Origin of the sequence: Paenibacillus sp. FSL K6-1330 (genome assembly GCF_037976825.1) — a bacterium.
In the GTDB taxonomy this organism is placed as follows: Bacteria; Bacillota; Bacilli; order Paenibacillales; family Paenibacillaceae; genus Paenibacillus_AQ.
Genome location: NZ_CP150269.1, coordinates 2,889,875 through 2,908,992, shown reverse-complemented (window position 1 = coordinate 2,908,992; position 19,118 = coordinate 2,889,875). Strand labels below are relative to the sequence as shown.

Here is a 19,118-nt window from a genome sequence, read left to right as displayed (position 1 = left end):
TCATGGAGGGCTGAAATCGATTTCGCGTCCCGGTATCAAATCTGATATTTCATCTTCACAGAATCGTAACCCAATGCCGCTTAGCTTCCACTATCATGGGAAGATAAGTCTGGCACACTTGTTTGATGCACAGCGCATGTGGTAATTAGTTGTTACAAAGGAGAGGATACAACATGAACATGAAACAACCAGCAAAAAAAGCAATCATCACCTTGACTATGGCAGGAGTCCTCGGCGTAAGTGCTATCGGCGTAAATCATGCTGTTTTTCCGCTGCAGCAAGCAGAAGCTGCCACGGCAGCAAATGCCGGCGATTATGCTGCAGAGTACGCGCTTAAGACACTCAACAGCTTCTATAAACCTGCATTAAAGGGACAATTCCCTGGTGCCGTCAGCGGTTTAACGATCGGTAAAAGCACAAAGCAGGACGTTTATAAAGCCATTGGCGAGCCTTCCGTGGCAGGCAAGGATGCCGATGCCTTCGATGTATACGGGGCCAACATGGGGAATCCAGGCTACGCCTTTTCCTATAAACTGAACAAAATCCGCGAGATGCGTTATTTTGGTACGAACGTGGAACGGCAGACGAACATCGGTGGCATCACCATGAAAATGCTGAAGCAGAACTGGTTTGCACCGAATGCTACAACCACTTTCAAAACCGGAAAAGTCAAGCAAACCAAGCTCACTTACAACCGGGGAGATTACAAATTGGAGTTCATCTTTAACAGTAGCACAGAGCTTGACCATATTAATCTGCTGAAAAAATAACCGTGATTAGAAACTCTTACTTTCCTAATTTATGGTTAACCTGTCCAAAAACATCGGAAAGGCCCGGTCTCTTAGAGAGCCGGGTTTTTCTGATCAGCACCCATTTCTTACATCAAATACTGAAACAACATATCATCCAGCCACTCCTGGCTGTATTCCATCCGCTTAAATCCAGCAGCTAGCATATCCACCTGTTCCCTTAACACTTGAGACTCATCGGTCCCTTCCCGATAGCGGCTCAAAAAATGCAGAAATACATCCACCATACGCAAGCTTATGAGAACCGGAATCGCGACAATCTCCTCTGCGCTCAGTTGAACGCGGCTGGCAAATCCTTCGCAAAACTGCTTTATGGCCTTCCTCTCGTCCGCGATTCCCAAAAATCCCGAGATGACAACCGCAGGCTCCATCGCTCTCACATCCCGTGTGCAAAATTCAAAATCAAGCAAAGCGGTGACCGTATGCGGTTGCTCTGCGTTTACCAGCAGGTTCGAAAAGTTCAGATCGCCATGAACCAGCTGTTGGGGCAGACTTTTTAGAGATTCAAGGCTGTTGCAAATATCGGCGTATGCTTCTTTTAGTATATGAAGTGCCTCTCCTTGATCCTTGAACTCCAATGGCGGTTGCTTGCAAAAATCTAGAATGAATGCTTCGCTGCATGCAGGATAAGACTGAAGCAGCTCGTAATAAGGCGGATACACCGGCCTCATTCCGATTGAACAACCCGCAAGGGCATTTACCAGTTCCCCCGTCTTCTCCCCGAAAGAATACGCTGCTTGAGTGCTGCCTTCTTCCGGACGTTCTCCTTCAATATATGCAAATAGGCAAGCATAACGATCGCTCCCATCCTGAACCTGAACCATCCTATCGCCAGACACGGAAGGAAGAGGAGCGGGAATCTTAAAGCTCAGCGGAACCCGCTGCAGCGATTCCAGAACGGCAAACTCAAATTCGATTCTTGCCTTATCTCGATGTGTATTATAAATGCGCATGACCGAACTGCGCTGCTCGTTATGGATAAAATGGGTCGTATTGTTCCAGCCTGTAGGACCATCAACCAGTTCACCGTTCCACTCTGGCCAGTGCGCTTGCAGAAGAAGCTGAATCATGTTTATACCTCTCTTACCTTTTCAATCAAAAGTTATATAAAGTTATATCGAATGGTTCATCATTTTGGTGCAGCTTCTTCTGCTTTCGCCACAATGACCTTTACGCCAAGCTCCTGGATCCGATCCATAACGTGCTGATCTGCCTTCTGATCGGTAATTAACACATCCAGATCTTCGATGGCGCCAGCTCTGGCAAAGCCATCCTGTCCGAGAATCCGATGCGTTGCCATGCCAATTCTGCGGCGGGATACGGCAGAGACCGCGCGTCCAAAAGCGGCAACTTCAGGAGTAGCCACGTATATTCCCTCATCGGAAATCCCGCCTCCACTAACGAAACTGATATCAAATTTAAATTGACGAATAAATTCGTTAGCAAGCACGTCTGTGATATTTCCGGAAGGTTTCACCCGTCCACCAATCAAATAGGTGTCAATCCATTCGCGTTCGCGCAGAGCTTCTGCTACACGCATGCAGTTGGTCACGATTGTCAAGGGCATTTGCTCCGGAAGATGCTTCAACAGTAAATAGGTAAGCGAGCTGCTGCCAATGAATAACGTATCTTTTTCTCGGACGTATGAAACGGCTAATTGAGCAATGGCGTTCCCTTCCGGGGAGCCTTCACTATACCGCTGTTCCGGAGCCACGTGCGGCTGCCTGACTTTCATGGAAGGAATTGCGCCTCCGTGCGTTTTCTGGAGTAAACCTTGCTCCTCCATCATTGTCAAATCCCGACGAATCGAATCAATCGATATTTCAAATCGCTCGGCCAAGTCCTTGGCAATCACCCGTTTATCTTGATGCAGCAAAGCAAGAATTTTCTGACGACGTTCCTCGGCAAACATTCCTGATTGATCTTGCACCATACTCTTATCCTCCTGTTTATTCCAAAGTTTTCCGCTTTATACCTCCATTATATTCGTTATCGTTCCGTTTATCAAGTATTTTCCTTCGGTTTTGTTCATTTATATGCATTTTTAGGCGCGAAACATCCTTGGAAGACGCTCCATCATCACAATACAACCGATGGCATATTCTACCTCTTCTCCCTAACCACACGAAAACCGCAATTGCCCGTCGAACTGTCGGGTGTATTCCCGCTGCGTGCCGCGACTCGATAACGGTTGCAATAGGATCTGTGGCACAGGTACGAGCCGCCGCGCATCGACCTTCTGCCGGTAGACTCACCAAAGAACGGATTGGTGGCCGAAGTCACTTGATGATAGGACGGGCTGAACCAATCCCCGCACCACTCCCATACGTTGCCGGACATGTTATATAATCCGTAACCATTCGGTTTATAGGCATCCACCGGCGCGGTACCGATATATCCATCACTTGCATTGTTTTTAACTGGAAACTTACCCTGCCATATGTTGCATTGATGTTCTCCGTCCTGTTTCAGCAGATCTCCCCAAGGATAGGTTCTGCCCTCCAAACCGCCGCGCGCTGCATACTCCCATTCCGCTTCCGTAGGAAGCCGCACGCCGGCCCAATGGCAGTATGCATTTGCATCGTTCCAGGATATATGTACGACTGGATGATCCATCCGGTCTTCGATGCTCGAATCCGCTCCCTCGGGTGCAGCCCAGTATGCACCCTCGACCACCAGCCACCAAGGCACTTCTTGCGGGACTTGTGCAACTCTTGCCTTGGTTTCCTCCGAAGCCAGCAGTTCAAATACAAACGACCATCCAAAATGCTCCGCTTCCGTGACATAACCGGTGGCTTCCACGAAGCGTTGAAACTGTTCATTCGTAACGGCATACGGTGAGATCTCAAATCCGGAAACGGTTACGCTGCGAGCCGGCCCCTCGCCGTCACGCGGGAACCCTTCATGTGAACTCGTCCCCATCGTAAACGTCCCTCCTGGGATCTTGATCATGTTGGCATGGAGCTCAGGATGAGGCTGGTCATGATATTGGCCTTCTCTTAGACTTCCTTGATGATCCTTCTGTTCGGCATCTCCTAATTGCACTTTCGCTCTCACGCCTGCGCAGCAAGAATGTTGTTCTCCCATGCTCTGTTCCTCCTATGCTTAACCAGTCCTATGCTTGATACAGAGAACAGGACAACCACTACCGGAGCGGTTATCCTGCTTCACTTAACTATAATATTATACGAATTCCTGCGGGTGGCGGCGCATCAATTCCGGAACGGCTTCCCCGCGGCCTGTGTTCTTCAAACGTTCGATATACCGGGGCAGATGACCTTTGGCATGGTAAGGTCCTCCCTCCTTCATGACCGTCCACAACGGGTCCACGTCATATGGCATCGTTGACATCATATGATCATGCCATTCATTCAGAAGGTATACGGCCTCTCTGCAAAGATCCGGTCTTTGGGCTGCCCGATTGTCTTGCTCGTGGACATCCTCGGTGATATGGAACAGCATTTCTTTGTCAAACAGATGATAGCCGTCATGATATGTTCGAATGTAGAGCCATTCTCCAAACCGCACGCTTCGCTGACAGACATGGGCGCATTGAGAGACCACCAAATACTCCCTGCCGCTGCCTTTTCCGCTTCGCAGGCTCTTCGCATAACTGATGCCATCCCAGCTTCGAACCGGTGCAACGTTCAAATATTCCGCCATCGTAGGCAGAAGATCCAGATGATAGTGGAGATTGCGATCCGATATCCCTTTCATGATGCCAGGTCCCCGGATAATCATCGGGATGCGGCAGGTTCCCTGATCCGCTGTGCCATGTTCACCATAAATCCCAAGCTCTCCCATGTTCTCGCCATGATCCGCTGTAATGATAACGATCAGATCATCCATTACTCCCTTGTTCTCCAGCAATTCAAAAATGGCGCCGATGTGCTCGTCCATATGCCGAATGCCGCAATCATAGCCATCCACCATCGTCCGCAAATCCTCCATCGTCCTGATCTCTCCGGGATGACGCGGAAAATCAGGGGAAACTTCACTATTATACATGTTAATTTCGTTCACCCCATGCGGGCCAACCTTCTTCTGATGCTCCTGAAGCACCTCTTCGGTAATCCAATCGGGAAGCGGCGCATGTTCGAAAGGATTTCCCAGAGACTGGGGTGCGCGATATGGTGTGTGCGGATCCCAGAAGTTCACATAGAGCATCCAGTTATCTTCATCGGCATTACGATCCAGCCAATCCAGCACGACTGGAGATACTTCTTCTGCCGACTCCAAGCCGCCCTTACCTGTATTATACATTTCATTGAAGCCCGCGTAGAAGGTCCAGGCGGAATGTCGTTCTCCAAACGGACTGATCAAGGCGGTTTTCATGCCGGCCCGGCGGAATATAGCGGGAAAACTCTCCGACCCCAGCTTGTCGCGGAAGTCCCTGGTCATGCCTTCATGCCGGACATCAGCAGCCGTGCCTCCATGACCCACAACACCGTTATGAATGCCAAACTTCCCCGTCATTAATGCGGTTCTTGAAGGAAAACATGGAGCATCCGAGGTATAGTAATTGTCAAAACGCACGCCTTCCGCCGCGATTCGGTCAATATTCGGCGACGTATTCCGATGATAGCCATAACAGCCTAAATGATCCGGCCTGGTCGAATCCAAATCCAGTAATAATACTCTCATATCGTCATCGTTTCCTTCCTCTTGTCGAATTCACTTACCCTTCCTTAGGACTCATGTCAGCGTTTACAATAATCCTGCAATTGTCTGAAATTATAGGCTACTCATCTATTCGTAGTCGATGTACATTTCATAAAAAGTTGTACGATTCTACTCCATTTTCAATTAGGAAGATTATTAAAAGCTATGAACAGCTACTCATCAGAAGTATTATTGTGCTAGGCTATAGGTATAAAATCACTACGGGGTGTTGTTCTATGATCCAATTGATGAGCGTAAATTTTGATGATTACATTCCGAATTGGCGGACACAGCTGGAGACGATTGAGTACAATGTTCTGGTTGTGGTTAGAGAAGGCAAAGTGAAATATGAGATCAACGGGGAAGAAATCATTGCCGAAAAAGAAGACGTGCTCTTTATTCCCCGAACGACGCGCCGCAGCGGCAGCAACTGGAATGGCATTCCCCATCAGAAACATACCATTCTCTTTACATTGGATCATCAAGGTTCCACAGGCATTCCATTTTTGGATGCGGGTCAATGCATGAAATTCAATCTATCCCATATCCAATATGCCTACCATCGTTGCGAGCGTTTGTACGAGGAAATGCGGGGAGGCAAAAGCTACCGCACCATGATCTGTCAGGGCATTATGCAGGAGCTCATCGGCACGTTGGCCCGTGAACTTGAGAAAACCGAGCTGGCACCCAGCAAACGTAACTACGCGGATACCATCAAATCGTTTCTGTTGGAGCATTACCGCGAACCTATCGAAATCGATGGATTAGCGAAGCTAATCCATCGCTCTCCGAGCTATGCTGCAGCCCTCTTCAAAGAGGTCTACGGTCTTTCCCCGATTCGGTATATGCATCAGCTGCGCGTGCTGGAAGCGTGCAGCCTGCTGCTACATTCGGACATGACGATCGCCCATATCGCCCACTATTTGGGTTATTATGACACGTCCTATTTTTATCGGATGTTTAAAAAATACACCGGCCTGTCACCCTCCGACTATGTGCAGCAGGGCGATCAGTCCGATGTATCCAAGCTCTTCATCTGATCCTTATTCACTTGCTTTCATTCATTTCATCAGCGGCTTTTGTCCCGCAAACTGAATGACATGAGACAAACCTTGATGCCCCTGCCCTTCCTGCCTGATGACCTCACCCATGAAAAAATGGACAATCCGCCATTCGGCAAAAGTTTCGAGGAAATCCTCAGGTACGTATAAAAACTGCTGATCTTGCGGCCCCCCGCTGCGATAAGGAATCTGGTACGGTGAATACACTTCGGTGAGGAAATATCCTCCCGGCTTCACCGCTCTCTTCACGCCTTCTAAAGTCCTCGTTCTCAATGCCTTGGGAAAATGTCCAAACACACAAATAATCTCATCCCATTGCTCCTTCGTCCACTTCGCATCGTGCAGATCCACAAGCTCAGAGCGAATCTCAACGCCGCTGGCTTCAGCCAGTTTATTGGCTTTATTAAGGCCGGACTCCGCATAATCCCATACGGTTACGTTCATGCCTTCCCGTGCCAGGAACACCGCATTCCGCCCTTCCCCCTCCGCGATCGCCAGCGCATCCCCCGTTAATGCCAACTTCTTATGCATATCGGCTATAAATACATTCGGTTCTGTTCCAAATACGTAATCTTCCCCCTTAAACCGTTCATTCCATGGATTCATCGTTTGATCACCTCTATTAATCATCAGTTATCTTGAATGAGAGTGGACATATCACCATAATACCATGCCTGTTACATAGATTCAGCATCACGCCTTATGTGATCCCCCCCTGCCTTTCCCCTTAAAATGCCAAAAAGGCTCCCTGAATGACTCGGGAGATCAGCCTTATGGCGTGCAGTATCTGCCGCACGGGGTCAGAATGATCCAGGCTCTATCCAGAACCCGCAATCATAGGATGTCCAGCCAAATTTTGATAGCCGTTGCCATGATCAGCACAGCCAAAATGATCTGCAGGATCTTCGTGTTCATCTTCTTTCCTGCGGCTGCTCCAAGCGGCGAAGCGATGAGACTGGCAACAACCATGATGAGGGCAGGGATATAATCCACTTGTCCCGTCGTCAGCTTGCCTACCGTTGAACCGATGGATGAGATAAAGGTGATCGCAAGCGAGGTTGCAATGGTCATCCGTGTCGGTATTTTCAATACAACCAGCATGATCGGAACGAGCAGAAACGCTCCCGCCGCTCCGACGATACCGGCTCCGATTCCGACCGCAAGAGCCAGTCCAGCGGCGAGCCATTTATTGAACTTGACCTGATCCAGCGGGATATCGTCCACCCCCTTGTTCGGGATGAACATCATAACGGCTGCAATAAGTGCCAGTATTCCGTAGATGAGGTTGATACCGCCTTCACTCATCATCTTGGAGCCGAAGCCGCCGATAAAGCTGCCCAGCAATATGGCTGACCCCATATAGATAATAAGCGTCTTGTTCAGATATCCGCCCTTACGGTACGCCCAAACGCCGCCGATCGTGGCAAAGAATACCTGTACGGCGCTTATACCCGACACTTCATGTGCCGTGAATGCCGCAAGACCGAACAGCGGCGGGATATACAGCAGCATCGGGTATTTGATAATCGAGCCGCCAATCCCAACCATTCCGGAAATATATGAGCCAATGAATCCGATTAAAAATATCGTGATAATGAAGGTTATATTCAGTTCCACCCTGTTGCCCCCTTACTTCTTTAGAAAAGGGAACCCATACTGGTTCCCCTTCTCTTTTTAATCTGTGTTGTTCCAGGCTCCATCTTGTTCTGACTTCTGAACTGAGCATCCTTCGTGCATATTTTGTTAATCCATCTATAAAGAACGGATGATCTGGTCAGAATTAACGCACCGCACACCGATTCGGTCCGATCTCCATCTCGCGCTGCCGGTCCGTGTCAGGATTCAATTTCCCCATGTTCGTTTGACGGATTTCCTGATAGCTATTAGGCTGTGGCGGCAGATTCTTCGTTACTATCGTTCGGAACTCTGCTTCATCGGTTATATTCAGACCATGGTTTTCCCGGTAAAGTTCCCCAAGTTTCTTCGCAACCGTTCCGTCCTCATTCAGTTCTTCCATGATCATAAAATGGGCTGGCAGCACGATCAAATCATCAGATAATTCGGTATAACGGGCATAAAGCGTCTCCCGCAAATCGCTAACCCAATCCTCTGCAAGACCTGCCAGGTCCGGGCGGCCAATGGAATCGATAAACAAAATATCGCCTGTCAGCAGGTACTGATCATCGATAACAAACGAAGTGGAGCCAATGGTATGCCCCGGGGAATGGAGCGCTTCAATACGGATTCTTGTGCTGCCAATCATCACCTCGTTACCATCCTCCAGCGGTTCGTACTTATACACCACCTCGCCGGCATCCTTCGGCGGAAGCCAGTAAACTGCCCCCGTCTGCTCGGCAATCATTCGACCACCGGAAATATGGTCCGCATGCAGATGGGTATCAAACACATGTTTAATTTCTGCATCAATGCTCTCAGCAAATTCAAGATAAACCTCCGTCATGCGGGTTGGGTCAAACAATGCTGCTTCCCCGTTCGATACCGCCATATAAGACAAACAGCCTTTTCCTATTCGAACGAACTGATAAAGCGCGCCGCCGTCTGCCAAGTTGCCGACTTTCAGTGGTACAAGGTGTTCACTCCAGGCTTTCATTCCGCCTTTCAAGTACGCGACATTCCGGCCGTGCTCGGCCAACATCTCAGCCACCATCACCGACGATCCTTCCTTGGCGCATACTACGAGTACTTCTTGATCGGACGGAATCCGATCAAGAATATCTTCCACCCCGTCAATCAAATCAAAGTAAGGGATATTCAAATGCTGAATTCGTTCGCCTTCAATCTTCCAATCTTCGAAATCCGAAGGGTTCCTTACGTCCAATATGAACAGGCTCTCTTTCTGAATCGCCTTCATGGCCACCTCTTGTACTTTCATTTCTCTTACTGTCATGTTGTTATTCCTCCTCCGTAAGTTCAGTAATCATCTATAAATGCTTCAACCTGCGTTTTAAAGCTCGGAATCACGCAGCATGCTTTAACAGGCGGGCTTCTTAACCATTTGATCAATCGTTCAAGCTCTTCGTTTGTCCACCCCAACCGCTCATGCCCGGCACGACGTTCACAATGCCTGTAAAGCCGTTAGCTGCAAGCTTTTGAGCTGCCATGTCACTGCGGGTTCCGGTACGACAGATGACGTAGATCTCATCCTGTTTGTTCAGTTCATCCATACGTTTATCCAGTTCACCAAGCGGCATGGATACCGCATTCGGAATATGCTCAAAGGCAAATTCCGCCGCTTCCCTCACATCCAGAACAACGATTGGTGCACCGGACTGCAGTTTCTCTTCCAGCTGTGCATGATCCGCTACATGCGGATAGGTTCGTTCTGCCGTTTCTTCTCCGGAAGCTTTGCGCAAATAGTGCTTCAGAACATCACCCTCTTCAATCGTTCCGAGATATTGGTGTCCTGTGCTTTCAGCCCATGCCTTCATGTCGGCCTTGGACCCTTTGTCGGTTGCCTCCACCTCCAGCACTTGACCCGCTTCCAGATCCTTCATCACCTTTTTCGTGCGGACGATGGGCATCGGGCATGCCAGCCCTTTTGCGTCAAGCTTTACATTGGATTCAATTGCTGTCATTTAACATCGAACCTCCATCATATTTATTTTTCATATACCACAGGGGGTATATTTTATTTCAAAAAAAAGGTGCGCCAAACACACCTATTCTTTCTCAATGTGAATACAGCTACTCTGTTTTGCCTTCCCATGCAAGCATGCCGCCCGTCATGTTGACGACTTGATAGCCTTGACCCTCCAAGTATTCGGTTGCCCGGCCGCTGCGGCCACCGGATCGGCAAACCATGATATATTCCTTTGATGGATCAAGATCCTGCTTGCGAAATTCAATCAAACCCAGCGGAATGTTGATGGCGCCCGGAATTTTCCCTTCTGCGACTTCTTCCGTTTCTCGCACATCGATAATATTCATAATAACCCCATCATTCAGCTTCTGCTTAACTGCTTTTGGAGAAATCTCTCTCATGCTGATAAACAACTCCCTATTACAAATTTAGGACCAGGCACTCATGCCGCCTTTGACATTGGTCACCTTCTTAAAACCTGACTTCCTCAAAGATTTGCTGGCTTTATTGCTTCGCATACCACTCTGGCAGATCAATACGACTTCCTGATCCTTGGAAAACGAATCGCTGCACTGCAGAAGCTGATCCAGCGGAATATTTCGAAAACCCCGAATGTGATTTCCCTTGAATTCACCCGGTGTACGGACATCAATGAACTGTTTGTTTGTGTCCTTCAGCTCATGCTTCAGCTGTGACGCGGTAATTTGTCTGACTCCCTTGGCCGGGAGAGTTCTCCATACGAAAAACAGGACAATTAGTGCAATGAACATGATATTGAGTATATTCATCTTGAATTCCTCTCTTTATAGAGGCATAATCGCCTCTATTCCATTAGATAAACAAGTTCACATTCCCATCCTGGGCATCACCCAAATACGCCGCAACACCCGCGTACTCAATGCCGTCAAGCAATTCTTCCTTTTGCAAACCTAACAGATCCATCGTCATGGTGCATGCGACCAACTTCACGTCTTGCTCCTGTGCCATCTCAATTAATTGCGGCAGCGGAACGGCATTGTGCTTCTTAATCACACCCTTAATCATTTTGGGACCCATTCCGGCAAAATTCATTTTGGAGAGTCCCATTTTATCGGACCCGCGCGGCATCATTTTCCCGAACATTTTCTCCATAAAACTCTTTTTCTTAGGCAGCAGCACATCCTCTTCCTTACGCAGTGCGTTCAACCCCCAGAAGGTGTGGAATATCGTTACCTCATGGTCATACGCGGCAGCGCCGTTTGCGATGATATAGGCAGCCATGGCTTTATCATAATCGCCGCTAAATAATACGATCGTTGTCTTTTTTGGTTCTGTCACGTTATGATCTCCCCCTGTGAAATGATTAATGAAATTCGGACATCCACCTTACCCTTACCCCCATGGGTATGATGGGATTTAAAAAAATTTAGCCCTTTTTAACCCAAAATTTTAACACACCGTCGTCCTCTTGATGATCCAGCAATTCATTGCCTGTCGACTTGGCCCATGCGGCCAGATCGCTCTTCGCGCCTTGATCGGTCGTATGAATCTCAAGCACTTGACCTGGTTCCATATCCTTCATCTCTTTCTTCGTTTTCACGATTGGCATAGGACATGCCAAGCCTGTTGCATCCAATACTTTATCCGCGTTCACTATAATTCCTCCTTAAAAGTGATGAAAAAATATATTATAAATTATATACCCATAGGGGTATATTAAATGATATTGAATGTCGTGTCAATCATGTTGTAGTTTCCATCTTGATATGGATCAAAGCGTTAGGTCCTTCGATTATCTGCTTCTTACGAGCAGATTTACCGCTTCTACCACAAGCTTCTCTGTGTCCTGCCCGCTCTCTTCGGCTTTCTGTACGCACTCGACAAGGTTTGAGCTGACTACGACGCCTATCGTGCGATCTATTGCCGTCCGTGTTGCCGAAAGCTGGGTGATCACGTCCTTGCAATCCTTGTTCTCCTCCATCATCTTCAGGATGCCGCGCAGTTGACCTTCGATGCGTTTCACCCGATTCTTCATCTGATCATTGTAATCCATCTCGAATCCCTCCTGTCCATATACTTTGTTATGATATTTAACCTAGAATCCATATTGTTTTACATGATATTAATATATACCCCATAGGGTATATTGTCAAGTGTGTGATGCCACATATCCATAACGACTAGTCTGTTCACCACTTGTTTTATCCTGTTTGATATTTGTCACACACAGCATGGCTGCTATATGTTATGATACCCCATAGGGTATGCAAATTCAATTCATAATATACGCCAATTCAGGGAGGAATAGACCATGAGCAAAAAAATCGTCATTGTCGGCGGCGTAGCTGGAGGGGCCTCGGCAGCAGCCAGACTACGGAGATTGGATGAGAGCTCTACCATTATTTTAGTAGAACGCGGTGAATATATTTCGTTTGCCAACTGCGGCCTGCCCTATTATATAGGAGAAACTATACAGGATCGCAATAAACTAATGGTTCAAACCGTACCCGGCCTCAGCAGCCGATATCAGCTGGATATACGGAATCTAAGTGAAGTTACGTCCATTCAGCGTGATGAGAAGATGGTTACGATTAAAAACCTTAAAACCGGAGAAACCTACACGGAGAGTTATGATTACCTGATCCTGTCGCCCGGAGCGAAGCCGATTGTGCCGGATATTCCCGGCCTGTCGGAATCTCGCAACGTATTCACATTGCGCAATATCCCGGACACGGACCGAATCAAACAATTTGTAGATAATGACAACCCCAAGGAAGCCGTTGTTGTTGGCGGCGGGTTTATCGGACTTGAGATGGCGGAGAATCTGGCCGATCGCGGCATTCAGGTGACTGTCATTGAAATGGCTAATCAGGTTATGGCTCCTCTCGACTACGAGATGGCTGCTATCGTCCATTCGCATCTTAAGGAAAAAGGAGTCCGTTTAATACTTGAGGATGGTGTTCGGGCATTCCATGACGGCGGACAACGAATTGAACTTTCCAGCGGGAAACAAATAACAACCGATATGATTTTGCTTTCTATTGGTGTTCGTCCCGAGAATGTACTGGCGGTAGATGCAGCTCTTCCTGTCAATGATCGCGGGGGGATTCGAGTGAACGAGTATTTGCAGACGGCTGATCCGAACATCTATGCGATCGGCGATGCCATCGAAGTGAAGGATTTCGTTTTGCAGAGCCAGGCCTTTATTCCGCTCGCAGGTCCTGCCAACCGGCAAGGACGCCTTGTTGCAGATCATATCTATGGTAAAAACAATAGCTACAAGGGTACGCTCGGTTCGTCGATTGCCAAGGTCTTTGAGCTGACGGTCGCGACTACGGGTATCAATGAAAAACGTCTCAAGCAGATGAATGCACCTTATCAAGCTATCCATATTCACCCCTCGTCGCATGCCGGGTACTACCCCGGGGCGTATCCCATCTCCTTGAAGCTGTTATTCCATCCGGAAACAGGTCAAATCTATGGGGCGCAAGCGATTGGAGCAGATGGCGTGGATAAGCGAATCGATGTCATTGCTACAGCGATCAAGGGGAATCTGAGCGTTTGGGACTTGACGGAACTGGAGCTATCTTACGCGCCCCCTTATTCCTCCGCCAAAGACCCGGTAAACTATGCCGGATATGTTGCCGCCAACATCATGGATGGCTTGGTTGAAACGGTACAATGGCATGAAATCGACGACCTGGTTGAAAACGGCGCCATCTTGATCGACGTCCGTGAACCTAAAGAGAGGGACGCAGGTTATATCCACGGTTCCATTAACATTCCGCTTAACGATCTGCGCAGCCGGCTGAAGGAATTGCCGGAGAATGAAACCCTGTACGTTACCTGCCAGGTTGGGCTGCGTGGATATTTGGCCGCACGTATTTTGGCAGAGCATGGATTCAGCGTTAAGAACCTGGACGGCGGCTGGAAAACGTACGCATCGGTTTATAAGCCGTCATAATTGGCTTTGTATCATCTGTCTGATGCATAAGAAGACATGCATAATATGAAAACATGCAAAAAAAGGCCCCGAAGAACGGGAGCCTTTTTTTTGCTTAATATTAAATGAATAATAGCTTAAATCAGCTTGTGCGCATACCATTTCTTGCCGCGGAAGCGCCATAGGAAGACCGCTCCCCTTACGCCCCATTCACAGTTCATGGCCAGCCATACGCCGAGAATGCTCCAACCCAGAACGATCCCCATAATATAACCGAGAATCACCCGGAACAGCCACATGGTCAGCATCGAAGTGATCGAGGTAAAACGCGAGTCGCCCGCCGCACGCAGCGCCGAAGGCAGAATAAAGCTTATCGACCATAACGGAACCTGTACAAGGGTGTTAATCAACAGCACCACGAACAGATCGTTCACGATTTCCGGAGGCGGGTTAAACAGCCCGACCAACGGCCGGTAGAGCGGCATCAAAATCAAACCCATCAAGGCCAGCGAGATTGCACCCAGCCATAGAAAAGATTTGATGAACTTGCGCGCATCCGCTATATTTCCGCGACCAATGCATTGACCGACGACGGTCACAATCGTTAAGGACAACGCACTGGCTGGAATTTGGAAAACGGCCGCAAGCGAAGACCCGATCGCATTCGTTGCAATGGCGTACGTACCCAAGCTGACAATAAACACTTGAGTTAAGAGCTTTCCCCCGTTAAAAAACATCTGCTCAGCTGCAAACGGAAGTCCGATAAACATAATTTTGCGCAGCATGGATACAGGGAAGTGAAACAAATCCCGTAGACGGATATGCAGCGTTGCATCCACTCTGAACAGATAGTAGAGCGCGCAGGCCGCACCGGCAAAACGGGCGATGTTAATCGCCAGCGTCATGCCCATAACGCCCATATTCAACAGGGTGATGAATACGATGTTCAGCAGAACGTAGAGCAGGTTCATAATTAACGACAATGCAAGTGAAGCGCGGGTCTTTCCGATCCCCCGCAGCGCGCCGCAAACGGCCTGCACGATGGCAATTCCGATGAAGGAAGTGCTGCTTCCGATCAGATAAACCCGCGCACTCTCCAGCACCTCGGGAGACGCTGAGCCAAATAGCAGATTCAGCATCGGCTGGTGAAGCCCAATGATCAGCAGCGCGATCGCTAAAGCGATCATCGCCACCGATGTAACGGTGGCCGCAGAAGCGCGGGATACCATCAAGGCATTGCCGCTTCCCTTATACTGCGCGACAACGACGGTGCCCCCGGTTGCCACCGCTACGAACACATTGATCAGGAAGATGTTCAGGGAGTCCACCATGTTCACGGCGCTGACCGCCGATACGCCCGAAGAACTGATCATGGCCGTATTGACCAGGTTCAACCCGATGATGAATGCCTGGTCGATCAATATCGGGAAAAATAAAGCGAAAATCTGCCGGTAGTCCATCGACTCCCCGGATAAATGCTGTTGAAGCAAGCCGTTCATTTGGGTTCGTAATCGAACCAACATCTGTCATCACATTCTTTTCGTTGTAATATAAAAGAAAAAAACTCTTCATGCGAAGAGCTTAAAGGCTTACGGTATTTAGAAATGGCTGCCGTAACCGTTCCGCTTGGGAGAGCTCACTCCCTCGCCAAGGGGACAAATACGGATTGATTCATTTGATCCGGATAAACCCCGTCTTTGATTGGAGGATACCACCAGACCCGTGTTCTGTCAATGAATGTACGCCACAGGAAAAGACCGTAAACCGCTGATAAATGGAGCAACATGATAGTCTGCAGGTTGTAACCCTTTATATAGAAGCAGAAGAGGCTTCACCTTCTGTCAGAGCATTTAGAAGGTGGCCTCTTCTGTAAAATGCCATGGATGTAATCAACTTGATCGTTCAGAGCACAAACGTGCCGGCATCCTTTTTCACTCACGCCAAATGCGAGAATTTATTTGCTATTATCGATACAAGCGATAAGCCGTTTCTCCACATCCTGGGCAATGCCCCGCAGGGATTCAAAGGATTCATTCTCCACCATGCCAATAAGCGCCGTGGGTCTCGGGAGTCCGATCTTCGTTCCCCCTTCCAACTCATAAACGGCGATTTTACAAGGCAGGAAATACCCGGCCAAGTCATTCTCGCTCAACACTTTTTTCGCCTCAACCGGATTGCATACCTCCAGTATTTCGTACTTCTGATCAAACTCGATGCCCTTCTCATTCAATTTGTCTTGAATGCTGAATCGCCATAGCACACCGAACTTCTCTTCGGCCAACGCTTGTTCCAATGCAGCAATGGCATCGTCTACTGACTTATCCGTTTCTACCGTATAGTGAAATATGTTTATCCCTCCAGAATGGTAGTCATTTTATAATGCGGGTGCCGATCGCACTCGACTAGCCTTATGGTAGCCAATCCGGTATGGAAATACTTCCGTGACACTAAATAAATTAACCTGAAATAAAATCATGAATCACGGTTCTTCATCCTAATTATTCCGACTTGTTCCAGCGGTCATAGGCATCCTGATAGATCTTCAGCATTTCATCCAGACCCATCTTGTTAATCATCTTCACATAATCGTCCCACTTCGTGAGCGGCTCCTGGCCAACGACAAACTTCGCTTCCATTTGATCGACATAGGTTTTAATGTCCGTCTTAATGATATTCAGCCTTTTTTGCTCATCATTGCTGAAATACACATCGGGGTATGCCTGAACCGCATAAGGGTTCAACTTCTCATCCACCATTTTGTTATAATCCGGCCCTTTGCCGTTATCACGCATAGCGTCAAATTTTCTTTCCTTGATCAATGGCAGCTGTCCGCCACAGTCCGGGGTTAACTTCGCCCGATATTCCTCACTGTTCATTCCTTCAGGAAAATCGAACTCCCACTTCGTTTTGGCGTCATCCAGCCATTTGATGCTGTTTCCGTAAATCCCGAGCTTGCTGCCTTCGGAGGAGTACAAATAATCGACCCACCGCATCGTTGCCTCAGGATACTTATTCTGACTCGTAATCGCGAATGTACCGCGGCGAATTTTCGATGATTTCATCGCCAGCTTCTCGCTGTTGACCGGACTGGTCAGCGTCCCAAGCATGGGGTGCTTCAAATTGTCTTCCGGTTTATCCACCTTCAGGACGAGATCTGGAGATGAATGTGGGAAAGCACCGATTTGGTTCGAATTGCCTTTGGCCGTCATTTGCTGGGACGTCTGTACAAAGGTTTCCTCATCCATCAGCTTCTCTGTGAACAGTTTGTTTAAGTAAGTGAGATATTCCTTGTACTGATCCTGCACCGGATTAAAGCGGACCTTCCCGTCCTTTACCTCCACTTCACGGCCAAGCAAGCCGAATGCTGGCAGCAGCACGCTCTGGAAGCCTCCCAGTTTCTCACTGGATATCGGAATTTCGTCATTTTTGCCGTTCTTGTTGGGGTCTTCGTTCTTGAACCGCTTCAGCAGCTCATACAGTTCATCCGTAGTCGTTGGCTCCGTTGTAATCCCCAAACTCTCCATCCAGTCCCCGTTCAGCCACAATCTGCTCGGAACGAACGCACGAGGCTCATCGATAATGAGCGGAAGGGAGTAGATATGCCCGTCCACGGTGGTGATCGACTTTTTGATATCCGGATTATCCTTCATGAGTTTATTGAAATTCGGCGCGTACTCCTCGATCAATCCTTCCAGCGGAACCAGATAACCTTGGCTGCCGTATGTAACTTCATCGTCAGGTGTAAGACCAGCGTTGAAAAACACATCCGGCAATTGCTGGCTTGCGAACGCCAAATTCTTAGCCTCTTGATAGTTAGCTGCTGGAGGTGTATTGAAATTAAAATGGATATTTGTCATTTCTTCCATTTCCTTAAATAATACCATGTCCTCCCAAGGCCCGTGAATGGCCGCTTTCGCCCCCATCATCGTCAACGTGATTTTCTCACCTACAATCGGGTAGCCGCTAGTATTGAAATTTTTCGGTTCTCCCCCACTTTCATTCCCAGCATGATTCGTTTTATTGCCCGTGCTGCACCCGGCTAACAGAATTGCGCTGCTAATAATGATACAGAAACTGCCTTTTAACCATTTTTTCATTTCTTTATTTCCCCTCTCTATGAGCTTATATTGTTGATCATTGTGAAATTCCAGATGTCCCGTTACCCCTTGACGGAGCCAATCAGCACACCTTTCATGAAAAAGCGCTGCATAAACGGATAGATGACGATAATCGGCAAGCTGGACACGATCATGACGGCATACTTGATGATGTCGGCAATCCGGGCCTGTTTGGCCATCGCTTCCATGTCGTCTCCAGTCATCAGCATCGTATCGTTCATCTGATTCTGTACGAGGATTTCACGCAATATTAATTGAAGCGGATACAAGCTGCGGTCCTTCAAGTAAATGATCGCACTAAAGTAACTGTTCCAGTGAGTCACCCCATAATAAAGGGCCATGACCGCGATGATCGGAGCAGAGAGCGGAAGCACAATTTTCAAAAACAGAACGGTATTGGAGCAGCCATCGATTTCGGCGGATTCCTGGAGCTCTTTCGGAATATTGGTTTGAAAAAATGTACGGCAAATAATCAGGTTATAGACTGCAACTGCATTAGGAATCAGCAGCGCCCACACGGTGTTCAGCATTCCAAGCCAGCTGACGAGCAGGAAGGATGGAATCAGTCCGCCTCCGAAAAACATCGTGAACACGATCAAACCCATCATAATCCCGCGGCCTTTCAAATCTTTGCGGGAGAGCGCATAGGCTCCTGGAACGGTAAACAGCAGGTTGATGGCTGTTCCTGCAACCGTATACAAAATCGTGTTTCTGTAACCGGACCAAATCTCCGGATTTTGAAACACCCGCTGATACCCTTCAAACGTAATGCCTCTGGGATAAAGCCACATCGTCCCCTGATTCACATAGACAGGATCACTGATAGAAGCGCTGATAACGTATACGAGTGGGTATAAGACGATGATCAGGATGAAGAACAGAAATATGAAATTGATGATTTCGAACACTCTGTCCGATCTAAGTTTCCTTTTCATGGTTGTTATC

General features: G+C 48.2%; 20 protein-coding genes. 3 read left to right on the top strand and 17 right to left on the bottom strand.

What is annotated here, in order from left to right; genetic code table 11:
* Positions 1-173 precede the first annotated feature (173 nt).
* Positions 174-770, top strand: coding sequence for a YjgB family protein (locus NYE54_RS13240; protein ID WP_339272310.1), 597 nt, complete (start codon positions 174-176; stop codon positions 768-770).
* Positions 771-877: 107 nt separating this feature from the next.
* Here NYE54_RS13240 and NYE54_RS13235 read toward each other — a convergent pair whose 3' ends face one another.
* From NYE54_RS13235 to NYE54_RS13220, 4 genes are all read right to left on the bottom strand, one after another.
* A complete protein-coding gene (locus tag NYE54_RS13235; protein ID WP_339272308.1) occupies positions 878-1,879 on the bottom strand; it encodes a phosphotransferase in 1,002 nt (333 codons plus the stop codon).
* 59 nt (positions 1,880-1,938) lie between these two features.
* A complete protein-coding gene (locus NYE54_RS13230; RefSeq protein ID WP_339273488.1) occupies positions 1,939-2,721 on the bottom strand; it encodes a DeoR/GlpR family DNA-binding transcription regulator in 783 nt (260 codons plus the stop codon).
* A gap of 191 nt (positions 2,722-2,912) precedes the next feature.
* Positions 2,913-3,896 carry a formylglycine-generating enzyme family protein gene (locus tag NYE54_RS13225; protein ID WP_339272306.1) on the bottom strand — a complete coding sequence of 328 codons (984 nt, stop codon included), beginning with the start codon at positions 3,894-3,896 and terminating at the stop codon, positions 2,913-2,915.
* Positions 3,897-3,992: 96 nt separating this feature from the next.
* Positions 3,993-5,453, bottom strand: a complete 1,461-nt coding sequence (locus NYE54_RS13220) for a sulfatase (protein ID WP_339272304.1) — start codon at positions 5,451-5,453, stop codon at positions 3,993-3,995.
* A gap of 254 nt (positions 5,454-5,707) precedes the next feature.
* On the opposite strand from NYE54_RS13220, the gene NYE54_RS13215 reads away from it, so the two are divergent.
* Positions 5,708-6,511 (top strand): AraC family transcriptional regulator, encoded by an 804-nt coding sequence (locus NYE54_RS13215; protein ID WP_339272302.1) that lies wholly within the window; start codon positions 5,708-5,710, stop codon positions 6,509-6,511.
* Positions 6,512-6,532: 21 nt separating this feature from the next.
* Here the strand turns inward: NYE54_RS13215 and NYE54_RS13210 are convergent, their stop codons facing one another.
* The 9 genes from NYE54_RS13210 to NYE54_RS13170 all read right to left on the bottom strand — a co-directional run bounded on the left by NYE54_RS13210 (position 6,533) and on the right by NYE54_RS13170 (position 12,165).
* Positions 6,533-7,138: a class I SAM-dependent methyltransferase gene (locus NYE54_RS13210; protein ID WP_339272300.1), complete on the bottom strand. Its 606-nt coding sequence runs from the start codon at positions 7,136-7,138 to the stop codon at positions 6,533-6,535.
* 228 nt (positions 7,139-7,366) lie between these two features.
* Positions 7,367-8,143, bottom strand: a complete 777-nt coding sequence (locus tag NYE54_RS13205) for a sulfite exporter TauE/SafE family protein (protein ID WP_339273487.1) — start codon at positions 8,141-8,143, stop codon at positions 7,367-7,369.
* 169 nt (positions 8,144-8,312) lie between these two features.
* Positions 8,313-9,440, bottom strand: a complete 1,128-nt coding sequence (locus NYE54_RS13200; protein ID WP_339272298.1) for an MBL fold metallo-hydrolase — start codon at positions 9,438-9,440, stop codon at positions 8,313-8,315.
* Between the two features lie 112 nt (positions 9,441-9,552).
* Positions 9,553-10,128, bottom strand: coding sequence for a sulfurtransferase TusA family protein (locus NYE54_RS13195; protein ID WP_339272297.1), 576 nt, complete (start codon positions 10,126-10,128; stop codon positions 9,553-9,555).
* A gap of 109 nt (positions 10,129-10,237) precedes the next feature.
* Complete coding sequence (locus NYE54_RS13190; protein ID WP_339272295.1) at positions 10,238-10,534, bottom strand: rhodanese-like domain-containing protein; 297 nt, start codon at positions 10,532-10,534, stop codon at positions 10,238-10,240.
* A 27-nt stretch (positions 10,535-10,561) separates the two neighbouring features.
* The gene (locus NYE54_RS13185; protein ID WP_339272293.1) at positions 10,562-10,921 is read right to left on the bottom strand and encodes a rhodanese-like domain-containing protein; all 360 of its coding nucleotides are present in this window, start codon (positions 10,919-10,921) and stop codon (positions 10,562-10,564) included.
* A 43-nt stretch (positions 10,922-10,964) separates the two neighbouring features.
* Positions 10,965-11,450 carry a DsrE/DsrF/DrsH-like family protein gene (locus tag NYE54_RS13180; RefSeq protein ID WP_098743180.1) on the bottom strand — a complete coding sequence of 162 codons (486 nt, stop codon included), beginning with the start codon at positions 11,448-11,450 and terminating at the stop codon, positions 10,965-10,967.
* Positions 11,451-11,538: 88 nt separating this feature from the next.
* Entirely contained in the window at positions 11,539-11,766 is a 228-nt protein-coding gene (locus NYE54_RS13175) for a sulfurtransferase TusA family protein (RefSeq protein ID WP_339272291.1), read from the bottom strand.
* Between the two features lie 138 nt (positions 11,767-11,904).
* The gene (locus NYE54_RS13170) at positions 11,905-12,165 is read right to left on the bottom strand and encodes a metal-sensitive transcriptional regulator (protein ID WP_076321089.1); all 261 of its coding nucleotides are present in this window, start codon (positions 12,163-12,165) and stop codon (positions 11,905-11,907) included.
* Between the two features lie 258 nt (positions 12,166-12,423).
* Here NYE54_RS13170 and NYE54_RS13165 point away from each other — a divergent pair, with 258 nt between their 5' ends.
* Positions 12,424-14,076: a CoA-disulfide reductase gene (locus NYE54_RS13165; protein ID WP_339272289.1), complete on the top strand. Its 1,653-nt coding sequence runs from the start codon at positions 12,424-12,426 to the stop codon at positions 14,074-14,076.
* A gap of 116 nt (positions 14,077-14,192) precedes the next feature.
* On the opposite strand, the gene NYE54_RS13160 is transcribed toward NYE54_RS13165, so the two are convergent.
* From NYE54_RS13160 to NYE54_RS13145, 4 genes are all read right to left on the bottom strand, one after another.
* Positions 14,193-15,578 carry an MATE family efflux transporter gene (locus tag NYE54_RS13160; protein ID WP_339272287.1) on the bottom strand — a complete coding sequence of 462 codons (1,386 nt, stop codon included), beginning with the start codon at positions 15,576-15,578 and terminating at the stop codon, positions 14,193-14,195.
* 431 nt (positions 15,579-16,009) lie between these two features.
* Positions 16,010-16,402: a DUF302 domain-containing protein gene (locus NYE54_RS13155; protein WP_339273486.1), complete on the bottom strand. Its 393-nt coding sequence runs from the start codon at positions 16,400-16,402 to the stop codon at positions 16,010-16,012.
* A 151-nt stretch (positions 16,403-16,553) separates the two neighbouring features.
* A complete protein-coding gene (locus tag NYE54_RS13150; protein ID WP_076321085.1) occupies positions 16,554-18,152 on the bottom strand; it encodes an extracellular solute-binding protein in 1,599 nt (532 codons plus the stop codon).
* Between the two features lie 62 nt (positions 18,153-18,214).
* Entirely contained in the window at positions 18,215-19,117 is a 903-nt protein-coding gene (locus tag NYE54_RS13145) for a carbohydrate ABC transporter permease (RefSeq protein WP_076321084.1), read from the bottom strand.
* Position 19,118 lies beyond the last annotated feature (1 nt).

Excerpts from the sequence above, each read along its gene's own strand:
- NYE54_RS13210 (WP_339272300.1), bottom strand. The coding sequence starts at position 7,138 with ATGAATCCATGGAATGAACGGTTTAAGGGGGAAGATTACGTATTTGGA.
- NYE54_RS13230 (WP_339273488.1), bottom strand. The coding sequence starts at position 2,721 with ATGTTTGCCGAGGAACGTCGTCAGAAAATTCTTGCTTTGCTGCATCAA.
- NYE54_RS13160 (WP_339272287.1), bottom strand. The coding sequence starts at position 15,578 with ATGTTGGTTCGATTACGAACCCAAATGAACGGCTTGCTTCAACAGCAT.
- NYE54_RS13190 (WP_339272295.1), bottom strand. The coding sequence starts at position 10,534 with ATGAGAGAGATTTCTCCAAAAGCAGTTAAGCAGAAGCTGAATGATGGG.
- NYE54_RS13220 (WP_339272304.1), bottom strand. The coding sequence starts at position 5,453 with ATGAGAGTATTATTACTGGATTTGGATTCGACCAGGCCGGATCATTTA.
- NYE54_RS13195 (WP_339272297.1), bottom strand. The coding sequence starts at position 10,128 with ATGACAGCAATTGAATCCAATGTAAAGCTTGACGCAAAAGGGCTGGCA.
- NYE54_RS13170 (WP_076321089.1), bottom strand. The coding sequence starts at position 12,165 with ATGGATTACAATGATCAGATGAAGAATCGGGTGAAACGCATCGAAGGT.
- NYE54_RS13225 (WP_339272306.1), bottom strand. The coding sequence starts at position 3,896 with ATGGGAGAACAACATTCTTGCTGCGCAGGCGTGAGAGCGAAAGTGCAA.
- NYE54_RS13200 (WP_339272298.1), bottom strand. The coding sequence starts at position 9,440 with ATGACAGTAAGAGAAATGAAAGTACAAGAGGTGGCCATGAAGGCGATT.
- NYE54_RS13240 (WP_339272310.1), top strand. The coding sequence starts at position 174 with ATGAACATGAAACAACCAGCAAAAAAAGCAATCATCACCTTGACTATG.
- NYE54_RS13185 (WP_339272293.1), bottom strand. The coding sequence starts at position 10,921 with ATGAATATACTCAATATCATGTTCATTGCACTAATTGTCCTGTTTTTC.
- NYE54_RS13165 (WP_339272289.1), top strand. The coding sequence starts at position 12,424 with ATGAGCAAAAAAATCGTCATTGTCGGCGGCGTAGCTGGAGGGGCCTCG.
- NYE54_RS13235 (WP_339272308.1), bottom strand. The coding sequence starts at position 1,879 with ATGATTCAGCTTCTTCTGCAAGCGCACTGGCCAGAGTGGAACGGTGAA.
- NYE54_RS13215 (WP_339272302.1), top strand. The coding sequence starts at position 5,708 with ATGATCCAATTGATGAGCGTAAATTTTGATGATTACATTCCGAATTGG.
- NYE54_RS13150 (WP_076321085.1), bottom strand. The coding sequence starts at position 18,152 with ATGAAAAAATGGTTAAAAGGCAGTTTCTGTATCATTATTAGCAGCGCA.